Annotated in this window: 12 protein-coding genes and 1 tRNA gene; 1 reads left to right on the forward strand and 12 read right to left on the reverse strand. The window is 41.6% G+C overall.

Features of this window, described 5'->3' with window-relative positions; all coding sequences use genetic code 11:
• The 6 genes from OSJ91_RS26105 to OSJ91_RS26130 form a co-directional block, all read right to left on the reverse strand.
• The gene (locus OSJ91_RS26105) at positions 1–1185 is read right to left on the reverse strand and encodes a phosphoglycerate kinase (protein WP_350300532.1); all 1185 of its coding nucleotides are present in this window, start codon (positions 1183–1185) and stop codon (positions 1–3) included.
• A 247-nt stretch (positions 1186–1432) separates the two neighbouring features.
• Positions 1433–2440, reverse strand: coding sequence for a type I glyceraldehyde-3-phosphate dehydrogenase (gene gap, locus OSJ91_RS26110; RefSeq protein ID WP_133351126.1), 1008 nt, complete (start codon positions 2438–2440; stop codon positions 1433–1435).
• A 32-nt stretch (positions 2441–2472) separates the two neighbouring features.
• Positions 2473–3507 carry a sugar-binding transcriptional regulator gene (locus OSJ91_RS26115; RefSeq protein ID WP_413019947.1) on the reverse strand — a complete coding sequence of 345 codons (1035 nt, stop codon included), beginning with the start codon at positions 3505–3507 and terminating at the stop codon, positions 2473–2475.
• A gap of 139 nt (positions 3508–3646) precedes the next feature.
• Complete coding sequence (locus OSJ91_RS26120; RefSeq protein ID WP_434547755.1) at positions 3647–3898, reverse strand: glutaredoxin family protein; 252 nt, start codon at positions 3896–3898, stop codon at positions 3647–3649.
• Positions 3899–3903: 5 nt separating this feature from the next.
• Entirely contained in the window at positions 3904–5241 is a 1338-nt protein-coding gene (rpoN, locus tag OSJ91_RS26125) for an RNA polymerase factor sigma-54 (RefSeq protein WP_350300535.1), read from the reverse strand.
• Positions 5242–5558: 317 nt separating this feature from the next.
• A tRNA-Arg gene (locus OSJ91_RS26130) sits at positions 5559–5630 on the reverse strand.
• Positions 5631–5919: 289 nt separating this feature from the next.
• Between OSJ91_RS26130 and clpP the strand changes: the two genes are divergently transcribed.
• Positions 5920–6528, forward strand: coding sequence for an ATP-dependent Clp endopeptidase proteolytic subunit ClpP (gene clpP / locus OSJ91_RS26135; protein WP_063233960.1), 609 nt, complete (start codon positions 5920–5922; stop codon positions 6526–6528).
• Between the two features lie 96 nt (positions 6529–6624).
• On the opposite strand, the gene OSJ91_RS26140 is transcribed toward clpP, so the two are convergent.
• The 6 genes from OSJ91_RS26140 to trxB all read right to left on the reverse strand — a co-directional run bounded on the left by OSJ91_RS26140 (position 6625) and on the right by trxB (position 11807).
• On the reverse strand, positions 6625–6882 hold the full coding sequence (locus OSJ91_RS26140) for an HPr family phosphocarrier protein (RefSeq protein ID WP_101223717.1): 258 nt from the start codon (positions 6880–6882) through the stop codon (positions 6625–6627).
• Positions 6883–6902: 20 nt separating this feature from the next.
• Positions 6903–7856, reverse strand: a complete 954-nt coding sequence (gene whiA / locus OSJ91_RS26145; RefSeq protein ID WP_485890711.1) for a DNA-binding protein WhiA — start codon at positions 7854–7856, stop codon at positions 6903–6905.
• 67 nt (positions 7857–7923) lie between these two features.
• Positions 7924–8910 carry a gluconeogenesis factor YvcK family protein gene (locus OSJ91_RS26150; RefSeq protein ID WP_101223719.1) on the reverse strand — a complete coding sequence of 329 codons (987 nt, stop codon included), beginning with the start codon at positions 8908–8910 and terminating at the stop codon, positions 7924–7926.
• Entirely contained in the window at positions 8900–9799 is a 900-nt protein-coding gene (rapZ, locus tag OSJ91_RS26155; protein WP_350300536.1) for an RNase adapter RapZ, read from the reverse strand. Before rapZ ends, OSJ91_RS26150 begins: the two co-directional genes overlap by 11 nt.
• A gap of 45 nt (positions 9800–9844) precedes the next feature.
• A complete protein-coding gene (locus OSJ91_RS26160; RefSeq protein ID WP_485890712.1) occupies positions 9845–10303 on the reverse strand; it encodes an NUDIX hydrolase in 459 nt (152 codons plus the stop codon).
• A gap of 556 nt (positions 10304–10859) precedes the next feature.
• Positions 10860–11807 carry a thioredoxin-disulfide reductase gene (gene trxB / locus OSJ91_RS26165; protein WP_350300537.1) on the reverse strand — a complete coding sequence of 316 codons (948 nt, stop codon included), beginning with the start codon at positions 11805–11807 and terminating at the stop codon, positions 10860–10862.
• Positions 11808–11881: the final 74 nt, after the last annotated feature.

Genomic DNA, 11881 nt, shown 5'->3' on the forward strand with positions numbered 1-11881 from the left:
TTATTTATCGTTCAAGGCCATAACGCCAGGCAACTCTTTGCCTTCCATGAACTCAAGAGATGCACCGCCGCCAGTTGAAATATGGGACATCTTTTCTGCCAAGCCAAACTTTTCTGCAGCTGCGGCTGAATCCCCTCCGCCTACAATGCTGTACGTATCGTTTGCTTCCGCCAAGGCTCTAGCAACGGTTTTCGTTCCATTCGCAAATTTATCGAACTCGAATACACCCATTGGTCCATTCCAAATGACAAGCTTGGAACTTTTGATTACATCCGCAAATAATTCACTTGTTTTTGGACCGATATCAAGAGCCATTTTATCATTTGGAATAGCATCGATATCGACATTCTCTGTTTCTGCATCAGGTGAAAATTCAGCAGTAACGACTGCATCGATAGGCAAATGAAGCTTTACGCCTTTTTCTTTTGCACTTTCGATGAACGATTTGGCCAATTCTATTTTGTCTTCTTCCAATAAGGAATTACCGATTTCATGACCTTGCGCTTTAATGAATGTATAACCCAGTCCGCCACCGATGATCAAGTGATCGACTTTTTCCAAAAGGTTTTCGATAACGCCTATCTTATCCTTTACTTTTGCTCCGCCAATTATAGCTGTAAAAGGACGTTCTGGGTTGGATAGGGCTTTTCCAAGTACAGAAAGCTCTTTTTCCATCAGCAATCCGGCAACGGCTGGGAGATGGTGCGCTATTCCTTCAGTTGAAGCATGTGCACGATGCGCAGCTCCGAATGCATCGTTAACATAAACATCAGCAAGTGCAGCAAATGACTTCGCCAATTCTTGATCGTTCTTCTCTTCTCCTGGATAGAAACGAACGTTTTCCAACAACAGGATCTCGCCATCTTGCATGTTATCAATGATTGATTGAACGGTCTCACCGTAAGCTTCTTCTGCCTTTTGTACATCCTTGCCACTAAGTTCGCTAAGTCTTTCCGCAACAGGTGCTAGACGCAATTCTTCTACGACTTGTCCTTTAGGACGGCCAAGGTGGCTGGCTAAGATGACTTTAGCGCCTTGTTCTGTCAGATAGGAAATCGTCGGCAGTGCAGCTTTGATTCTCGTATCATCCGAAATCTTTCCGTCTTGCATCGGCACATTGAAATCGACACGGCAAAATACGCGTTTCCCCTTTAATTCAATATCTCTAATCGACTTTTTATTCATAATCCAAGAACCTCCTTAGATATCGTTATCATATTTTTGATTTCTTTAGTCAAAAAGGGAGAGGGTAAATTTCCCAACTCCCCTTTTCTCTTTTTCATTATAGTCGGTTTCCAGGAAATTATCCAAAAACAAGAAATGTAAACGCTTGACTGATTAATGACTTACTAATAATATCATCTTCTGCCAAGTTTTTTTAGAGGTGTGATAAAAAAAACCTCACCTTGGTGAGGTTTTTTTATTATTCTAATTACAATCCTTTTTTAGCCAAATAGTCGATTAAATCAACCACACGGCTAGAGTATCCTGTTTCATTATCATACCAAGATAATACTTTAACCATGTTTCCTTCCATTACCATTGTGGAAAGGGCATCAATTGTAGATGATGATGGGTTACCGTTATAGTCAGTTGATACTAGCGGAAGTTCGCTGTACTCAAGAATTCCTTTTAATTCGCCTTCAGAAGCCTTTTTGAATGCTGCATTTACTTCTTCAACTGTTGTGTCTTTTTCAAGTTCTGCAACAAGGTCGACAACAGATACGTTTGGAGTAGGTACACGCATTGCCATACCATTCAATTTCCCTTTAAGTTCAGGAAGAACAAGTGCTACAGCTTTTGCTGCCCCAGTTGTTGTAGGAATGATATTCTCGGCAGCTGCACGTGCACGGCGATAATCTTTGTGTGGCAAATCAAGTATTTGCTGATCATTTGTATAAGAGTGAACAGTAGTCATCATACCGCGTTTGATTCCGAATTGTTCATGAAGCACTTTAGCAAATGGAGCTAAGCAGTTCGTTGTACAAGAAGCATTGGAGATTACATGGTGGTTAGCTGCATCATATTTGTCTTCGTTTACACCCATGACGATTGTGATATCTTCATCAGATGCAGGAGCGGAGATGATTACTTTTTTCGCGCCAGCTTCTAAATGCTTAGCTGCATCTGCACGTTTCGTGAAACGTCCTGTAGATTCTACTACCACTTCTACTCCCAGTTCACCCCATGCTAATTGTGCAGGGTCACGTTCAGCCAATACTTTGACTTTATGACCATCAACAACAAGGTAATCCCCATCAACTGATACTTTTTCATTAAGAGATCCATGAATTGTATCGTATTGAAGAAGGTGCGCTAACATATTAGCATCCGTTAAGTCGTTAATAGCAACAATCTCTACCCCAGGATTACTCAATGCTGCACGAAATACATTACGTCCAATACGTCCAAAACCATTAATACCAACTTTTACTGCCATGAAAAATTCCTCCTTTTAAGTTCGCAAATATATTAAGGGGTGTAATTCCCCTGAATTAACTCTTGTGCCGCCGCTTCATCCGTGATTAAAACGGTTGATGAAGGTGCGCCTTTCATGTAGGAACGGATAGCCTTTGCTTTAGTTTTACCACCTGCCACAGTTATCACTCGCTTTTCAGGGCTAAGATCATCTAACTGGATGCCGACTGTTAAAACTTTATGAACAACTTTGCCGTTTTCATCGTAATAATAACCGAATGCCTCTCCTACAGCATTTCCATCTAACAGCTTCTTTAACATTTCTGGCGAAGAATTTCTTCTTTCTGCCATCGCCATGGCATCACCAATTCCATGAATGATCATATCGGCAGATTTGATTTGGGAAATCACTTCTTTAATTGCAGGTTCCTTCTGAAATGAAGCATAAACCTCACCGCTTAATTGATCGGGTACATATAACACTCTGTATGAGGCCTGTGCCTTCTGGGCCATTTTTTCGACAATCGTATTGGCCTGATTCTGCACTGCTTCACCAATTCCCCCGCGGGCCGGGACAAATGTCAATTTCTTCGACGCTTCATCAGGTGACAACGAATCAGCCACTTCGGCCATTGTCGATCCGCCAGTTACCGCAATGATATTCTTTGATTTCCATTCTCGTTTCATACGGATTGCACAAGCTTTACCCAATTCTTTTTTCACCCATGGGGTCTCATCACAATTTCCTGAGACGATAATGACCTCATCCACTTGCAATAAATCCTGCAATTGCCGTTCCATTATGTCTATACCCATTACTTCACGCATTATTCCTTCTAACTTATCCAGGATTTCAATCCCTTCATCAGTCAGCGTCATGCCAGAGCTGAATATGTTAACCAGGTTCTGACTTTTCAGAAAATCAACCTCGCCTCTAAGCGTCCGCTCTGTCAAATTAAGGCTCACGGACAGACTGCGCCTTCCAACCGGCTGCATCATTTTGATATAACGCAGGATATCATATCTTTTTTGCATAACCATAAGGAAATCAGGTAATAATTTTCTTTGTACCTCGAGTAATGTACGCATATTTAAAACTCCTAAAAAGTTAAGTTGGACATTTAATGTCCCACGTAGTCATTTTCTGTCCCACTTAAAACAAAAAAATATTCCTGCTACATATTTTATTCTAGCAGGAACGGAATGTTTCTTCAAATGATTTGAAAAATTATTTTTCCAAAAGGCGATTTAGAGCTGATTTATCAACGTTCCCGAATTGAACGATATCATCTTTCCATTCTACGACAGGAATCATCAGCCCGAATTTCTCAAGCAAATTATCATCGGTATGGATATCAATTTCTTTATAGCCTATGCCTGATTCCTCTTTCACTTCTTCAAGCACCTGCTTGGCTTTATCGCATAACGGGCATTTATCCCTACTATATAAAACAAACGCATTTGATTCCAAACCACTCATCCTTTTCAATCATATCTTTTTCGTTTAGATGAAGAAGGGATACCTAATTGTTCGCGGTATTTGGCAACGGTTCGGCGTGCCAGGATAATTCCATGCTCCTCTTTCAACCGTTCTGCCAGGTCTTGATCCGAAAGCGGCTTTTGTTTATTTTCCCCATTGATGGCTGCCTGCAGGCTCTTTTTTGCCTGCATGCCCGACATATCCTCATCAAGGCCGACCGACTGTAAAGAAGTAGTGAAAAATATCCGCATCTCTATCGTGCCAAATGGTGTCTGCACGTATTTCCCTTTGACCGCCCGGCTTACTGTGGACTCATGTATACCAAGTTCGTCGGCGATTTCCTTCATCGTCATCGGTTTCAAATAGTTCAGGCCATGATGAAAGCACGCCGGCTGTTTATCGACGATGCACTGAATGACCTTCAATATAGTTTCTTTCCTCTGTTGGATCCCTCTGGAAATCCATTGGTATTCCTGCCACTTATCCTGGATAAACCGTTGAACCCCCTGATCCTTATGGCTCTTCATACGGTTTAAATACCCTTTATCCACATTAAGATTAGGTGTGTTACCATCATAATTCCCGACAAGCAGCATGCCATCACGAACTTCCACGACCACATCCGGCACTATATAAGAAGGTTTCTCCTGAAAAAAGAGTGAAGCCGGTCGCGGGTTCAATGTCTGGACATAATCAAATACTTCTTGAATCTCCTTCATTGTAACACCGATTTTCTTACTTAGGTCTTTCCAGCGCTTTTCCGCAAAATCGAGGAAATGGTTTTCTATGATCGATTCTGCAAGCAGATTCATTCCTTCTGCTTGCACTTGAAGCAACAGGCACTCTTGAAGATTTCTAGCTCCAATTCCATGCGGCTCGAGTTCCTGTAAAATTGAGAGGCTTTCTTCCAAAACGATCGGAGATATACCTGGGATACATATATCATCCAGCTCAGTCCTCAAGTAACCGTTTTCATCAAGGTTATGAATTAATAGCAGCAATGCCTTCTGCTGCTCACCGGTAAGCTGCTGGTGATTCACCTGGGACATGATATGCTGTTCAAGCGATATAGTATCTTCACTTATCTGTTCAATCCAATAGTTGGCATCATACGTATTCTTAAGAGTCCGTTTCCCCTTTTTCCGGTCAAAAGTTGGCTGAAATAAAGCCGATGTTGGCTGATCTATGGACAGTAATGGATTCTCCACCATTTTATTTTCTAAAAAAGCCGATAGCTCCTGCGAGGAGTATTGCAGCAATGTAATAGCTTGCATAAGCTCCTGGGTCATTGCCATCTTTAATGTTTGCTGCTGAAAAAGTCCCGCTTTCATATTCATACTCATCGATTCATCCCTCCCCCACTCCATTTTACATTATCAGGAGAAAATTCTACACAAAAACCCATGAAAACGCTTACGTTTTTTTCTGAATAGTTTATTTGTTTTTAAATACTATATGTTAGAAATGCAAATTTAACAACTACTTTTATTGAAAAATCACCATTTTTTAATAGTGTGGGCGAATATTTTCAAGACAGGACTGACATTCCAGAATTCGATGAAATATTACAGAAAACGAGTAAATTCACCAAAAATCTTAGGAACACTCTTAAAATTGACCAATAAAAAATCCCCCGCTTTATTAAGCAGAAGATTGGTAATGCCCTCGGCAGGAATCGAACCTGCATTTCAAGCTTCGGAGGCTTGCGTTCTATCCGTTGCACTACGAGGGCGTATTAGAAAATATTTTTTCAACAGACTTCATTATATGATAGAATCCCCTCCTTTGCAAGGGTTATCAGGTTTAAAACTTCTTCTTTTGGGTATTATGGGTAATGTGGAAATTCATCCCTGTGCGGCATAATATATAAAGTAATCTATCAGGAAGGAGCCATAGCCAGAAAATTGTCGAACAAATTATCCATTATAGGGTTTGTTTTGTTTGACCTAAATTGACCAAAAAGTGTATCATACATACATAAAGAATTTAAATGATTCTCTTAATCGAAGGAGGAAATGAACATGAATTTAATTCCTACAGTTATCGAACAAACAAGTCGTGGGGAGCGTGCCTACGATATTTATTCCCGTTTATTAAAAGACCGGATCATTATGCTAGGAAGTGCAATTGACGATAATGTTTCCAACTCCATTGTTGCTCAATTACTATTTTTAGAAGCGGAAAATCCTGAAAAAGATATCACTCTATACATCAACAGCCCTGGTGGAAGCATCACTTCCGGTATGGCCATTTACGATACTATGCAATATATCAAACCTAATGTATCCACAGTATGCATCGGTATGGCCGCTTCCATGGGTGCTTTCCTATTGGCCGCTGGCGAAAAAGGCAAACGTTATGCGTTGCCAAACAGTGAAGTCATGATTCACCAACCACTTGGAGGAGCTCAAGGTCAAGCTACAGAAATTGAAATTGCTGCCCGCCGTATCCTTCACTTGAAAGATAAACTGAACCAAATCTTGGCAGAACGTACTGGTCAACCTATTGAAGTCCTTCAAAGAGATACGGAACGTGATAACTTCATGACTTCCGAAAGAGCCCTTGAATATGGCTTGATCGACAAAGTCATCACGCGCAGCATCCTTGATGATAAAAAAGACTCTAAATAATCATGCAACAACCGGCTCCGGAGAACGCCTTTAGCGACTTCCGGAGCTTTTTTACATAATGAAAAAAAAGGATGCTCTTTTAAGCATCCTTTTCTTTTAACCCTCTTGCTGAACGAACTCTTCCAATGCCTCTAACGCTTCTTTTTCATCGCGTCCTTCGACGATTAACTTCACGGTCACGCCAGAACTGATGGCAAGGCTCATTAATCCCATTATACTTTTTGCGTTCACTTTCTTTCCTTCTTTTTCAAGAAAAACATCTGAATGAAAGCGGTTAGCTTCTTGTACAAAAAGAGCCGCCGGCCGCGCCTGCAAACCCGTTTTCAATTTTACCTCAACTTGCTTTTCCACCATCTTGATCTCCCCTGTTAGCTTTATTTTTTCGCAGCAATAGCCTCTCCCCCACGGAGCCTGTCAGCTATTTCATCAATCTTTCGCAATCGGTGATTAATCCCGGATTTACTGATGGTCCCCCCAGAAACCATTTCCCCTAGTTCCTTTAAGGTTATATCCTGAAACGCTATCCTAAGCTCCGCAATTTCCCGAAGCTTATCCGGTAAAATGCCTAATCCCACCGTATCCTCGATATAATGGATATTTTCAACCTGGCGTAATGAGGCCCCGATCGTTTTGTTCAAATTGGCTGTTTCACAATTCACAAGCCGATTCACTGAATTACGCATATCACGGACAATCCGTACATCTTCGAACCTTAATAAAGCTGAATGGGCGCCAACTATACTTAAAAACTCGGCAATCTTTTCGGCTTCTTTCAAATAAATGATGTACCCTTTCTTGCGTTCAAGCGTCTTGGCCTTCAAGCCAAACTTATTCATTAGCTCACAAAGGGCATCGTTGTGCTCTTTATAAAGTGAGAAAATTTCAAGGTGATAGGAAGACGTTTCTGGATTATTCACCGACCCCCCCGCAAGAAATGCACCTCTTAGGTAAGAACGCTTACAGCATTTCTTCCCAACAATAGTATCGGATATAGCATGGAGAATTTCAAAGCCATTGCCTAAAATTTCCAAATCGGTTAAAACCCGCTGCCCTCCGGATGACATCCTGACAATATATACATTATTCTTTTTAAGCTTCATCTTTTTACGGACCAACAGCTCGACCTGGACCTCATAACTTTTTTTCAGCAGCGTATAGATTCTTCTGGCAATCGCAGCATTCTCAGTTTGAATATCCACAACAAGCTTCCGATTAGAAAATGAAAGGGATCCGTTCATCCGGATAAGCGCACACAATTCCGCTTTACCGCAGCAATCCTTTCCCTCTAATGTAGTAAGCTCTTTTTTCGTTTCTGAAGCAAAAGACATCCATTTCACCCCCAATCGAACGCAGGTAATCTATTTTTATCAATCAAAAAACCGTTCCCGCTTATATCTACGGTGCAATGTGGCTTTTTGTTTCATTTACAAGCATATTATAGAGCAAATCCGCCACTTTTTTCGTGTCATGGCGTATTACATTCCCTTCATAGCTAAAAATGCGTTCTTGTATGATTTCAAGCCCCATCATTTTTAAGCTTTCCACATCATACATGACCGGTTTAGCATATTCAGCTTGATAGCGTTGCTGAATTTCGGTTGGTATTTCCTCATTATTAACAAGTATCCTGTCAATATATGCATTTCCCATATGGTCATATATCGCTTTTATATGATCGCTCGCGCTATAATCCAGCGTCTCTCCGGCTTGTGTCATCAAATTGCAAATGTACACCTTCTTCGCCTTCGAACGGGCAACCTCTTCTCCTAAACCAGGAACAAGTAAGTTAGGCAGAATGCTAGTATATAGACTCCCTGGACCTATGACAATAAGATCTGCCTGCTTGATTTCCTGGAGAGTTTCACTGAGCGGCTTTATATGATGAGGAGACAGAAATACTTTTTTTATTTTCTTTCCTGAGAAGGGGATCTTGGATTCTCCTGTAACAATCGTTCCGTCCTCCATCTCCGCATGGAGAACCACACTTTGGTTGGCCGCCGGAAGCACTTTACCGCGGACATTAAGAAATTTACTCATTTCCTGGATCGCATGGACGAAATCCCCGGTCAGCGAGGTCATTGCCGCCAGTATCAAATTCCCCAGCGAATGCCCGGACAACTCATTTTTACTCTGAAAGCGATGTTGAAACATTTGTTCAACAAGGGGCTCTACATCCGATAACGCAGCCAGCACGTTACGAATATCACCCGGAGCGGGAATATCCATATCCTCGCGAAGGCGGCCTGAACTTCCGCCATCATCAGCTACCGTTACGATTGCCGTTATATCAACCGGATGCTTCTTTAACCCTCTCAACAAAACGGGAAGGCCGGTTCCCCCTCCAATGATCACAACCTTAGGTTGTTTCTTTTTATCTAACATCTGCTTTCCCCTTACTTTTTTCGATATCACGATGTGATACTTGAACCCTGTAATCCTTCTTGAAGTGGTTTGAAATATACTCCGTCAATGCTACAGAACGGTGCTGACCGCCTGTACACCCAATCGCAACAACAAGCTGTGCTTTTCCTTCACGTTTATAATATGGAAGCATGAACGCAAGCAAATCAGTCACTTTTTCCAAGAATTTTTGCGTCTCACTCCATTTTAAAACGTAACTCGACACTTCCTGTTCCAAGCCAGTCCTTGGCCTCATATGGTCAATATAATATGGATTTGGCAGGAAACGTACATCAAACACAAGGTCGGCATCTATGGGCAGACCATGCTTGAACCCGAACGACATGACATTGACTGTAAAACCGACACTTTTATCGGCAGAAAACTCCGAAGCGATTTTCTCCCTCAATTCGCGCGGTTTCAGTTGGGAAGTATTAAAGATCAGCTGAGCCCTTCCCTTCAATTCGTCCAATAGTTCCCGCTCCATTTTAATGCCTTCCAATGGCCGGCCTAATGGAGCAAGGGGATGGGTCCTTCTCGTTTCCTTATATCTGCGGACCAAGGAATCGTCATCAGCTTCAAGAAAAAGGATTCTTGGTGATACTGAAGCTGAATCCGTTAAATTATCCAGTGCAAGAAATAAGGAATCAAAAAATTCCCTCCCCCTCAAATCCATGACAAGAGCCACTTTATTCATCTTATTCCCTGAGTCCTTCATTAACTCCAAAAACTTTGGCAATAGCGTGGGCGGCAAATTATCGACGCAAAAAAAGCCGAGGTCTTCAAAACTTTGAACCGCCACTGTCTTACCCGCTCCGGACATTCCGGTAATGATGACCAATTGCGTTTCACTCATCTGCCCTGTACTCATAGTTTCTCCGCCCCCATGTATAGCAATCTTTTTTATATGTGAAAATTAACCTGGATCCAATCGGTAAGAAAGCAGCTTAAACTCAGGTGTATAGGTAAAGGTTCCATAAATGATCCCACTTCCATGAACCATATAGTCCAGGATGTGAAAATCACCTTCAGCCATCATCAGCTTTTTAACATCTTCGACTGGATGCCAGCTAAGTTCCCCTTCTTCACAAACATCCACATTTACACCATCGGAATCCGTTGCAAAGAAAGTGAACATCATCCATTCCGACAATACCTTATCTCCGTCCTTCATAATGAAGGTGAAAATACCTTTGATGGAAGGGTTTTTTAAATAAACGCCCGTTTCTTCACGATATTCCCTAATACAAGCATCGCGTACAGATTCCCCAGGCCCCATCTTTCCGCCTGGAGCTACCCACCATCCGCGTCTAGGCTTTTTCAATAAGAGGATTTGATTATCCCTGATCAATACACAGTTTGTGACACGTTGCACGTTCTTCACCTCAATTGGCTCTGCTCGACTATAGAAACCTTCCCCCCCGTGTTGAAGAGATTCAGTTTATATCCTTAAACCGCCGCTAGATATCCATTTGGCGATTTACAAATGCTAATAGTTCAAACAAGTTGTATTTTTCATCTTCTTACCATTATGAAAGATATATATATGTTTAGTATATCTTATCATTATACTATTTTTGAAATGAGCTAACAATAAAGTAAACTTCCTGCATTGGGGGAATCTTCATTCGCAAGAAATCACGAAGATAAGCCTTTATCCTGCTTAACTCCTATTCTTCTCCACTTTCGCTGCCTGAATGCAAAGGGCGGGCTTACTTCACATTATAAATCATTTGGGCACACCCTAAAAATTGGAACTAAAGATATAGTCTTAAAGCAGGAAACAAAAAAAAGGACACAGAAACTTAATCTGTGTCCTTAAACGTTTATAATTAAAGGGGGTCAACTTCTATCCATACTATACCCAATCATTATTTCACGCGTGTTACAACATCGTTAAAACGGAATTACGATTGTATATTCTAGTGAAATCAAGCCTTAGGCTGTAATTTTTCTTGAAGTTCCTCAACAAAATGCTGAGCGGATTGAGCGGCAATGCTTCCATCGCCTGTAGCTGTAACGATTTGGCGCAATGTTTTTTCACGAACGTCACCAGCAGCAAAAATACCAGGGACGCGTGTTTCCATCCGATCATTCGTTTCAATATAGCCTGTAGAATTCAAGATGCCCAAGTTTTCAAATGGTTTAGTTAGCGGAAGCATTCCGATATAAATGAATACACCGTCCGCGTCCATCACTGTCTCTTCTCCATTTTCAGTGGAAACTAAAGTGACACCGCCGACTTTGCCGCCTTTTTCATTGATTTCCTTCAAAGTGTGATTCCAGATGAAGTCAATTTTCTCATTGGCAAATGCACGATCTTGAAGAATCTTTTGAGCACGAAGTTCGTCACGTCTGTGAACGATCGTCACTTTTGAAGCAAAGCGAGTTAAGTACACTCCCTCTTCAACAGCAGAGTCTCCGCCGCCGATAACGAATAGTTCTTTTTGCTTGAAGAATGCACCATCACAAACTGCACAATACGATACACCGCGGCCGCCCAATTCTTTTTCGCCGGGAACGCCGATTTTCTTGTATTCGGCACCAGATGAAATGATGATTGAACGTGCCTTGAATTCCTTGGAACCGGCTTTGATCGTTTTATACTCTTCACCGTCAATGATTTCCTTAACATCCCCATAAGCATACTCCGCACCGAATTTCTTTGCATGGTCAAACATTTTCGTTGAAAGTTCAGGTCCGAGTATAGTGTCGAATCCAGGATAATTCTCAACTTCCTCTGTATTGGCCATTTGCCCGCCAGGTACTCCGCGTTCTAACATCAATGTTGAAAGGTTCGCACGTGATGTATAGACAGCCGCCGTCATCCCTGCAGGACCAGCTCCAATAATAACAACGTCATAAATTTTTTCAGACATGTTTTCACTCCTCCATATTCCATTACAAATGGAACCTTCACTACGGTTAGTGTTCCCTACCTATTATCCTATAT

The sequence above is a fragment of the Bacillus sp. T-10(2022) genome, from assembly GCF_056502895.1.

Coding starts and splice junctions, on each gene's coding strand:
- gap (WP_133351126.1), bottom strand. CDS start 2,440: ATGGCAGTAAAAGTTGGTATTAATGGTTTTGGACGTATTGGACGTAAT.
- rpoN (WP_350300535.1), bottom strand. CDS start 5,241: ATGAGTATGAATATGAAAGCGGGACTTTTTCAGCAGCAAACATTAAAG.
- OSJ91_RS26140 (WP_101223717.1), bottom strand. CDS start 6,882: ATGGTGGAAAAGCAAGTTGAGGTAAAATTGAAAACGGGTTTGCAGGCG.
- rapZ (WP_350300536.1), bottom strand. CDS start 9,799: ATGAGTACAGGGCAGATGAGTGAAACGCAATTGGTCATCATTACCGGA.
- OSJ91_RS26120 (WP_434547755.1), bottom strand. CDS start 3,898: ATGAGTGGTTTGGAATCAAATGCGTTTGTTTTATATAGTAGGGATAAA.
- OSJ91_RS26150 (WP_101223719.1), bottom strand. CDS start 8,910: ATGTTAGATAAAAAGAAACAACCTAAGGTTGTGATCATTGGAGGGGGA.
- OSJ91_RS26105 (WP_350300532.1), bottom strand. CDS start 1,185: ATGAATAAAAAGTCGATTAGAGATATTGAATTAAAGGGGAAACGCGTA.
- clpP (WP_063233960.1), top strand. CDS start 5,920: ATGAATTTAATTCCTACAGTTATCGAACAAACAAGTCGTGGGGAGCGT.
- trxB (WP_350300537.1), bottom strand. CDS start 11,807: ATGTCTGAAAAAATTTATGACGTTGTTATTATTGGAGCTGGTCCTGCA.
- whiA (WP_485890711.1), bottom strand. CDS start 7,856: ATGTCTTTTGCTTCAGAAACGAAAAAAGAGCTTACTACATTAGAGGGA.
- OSJ91_RS26115 (WP_413019947.1), bottom strand. CDS start 3,507: ATGCGTACATTACTCGAGGTACAAAGAAAATTATTACCTGATTTCCTT.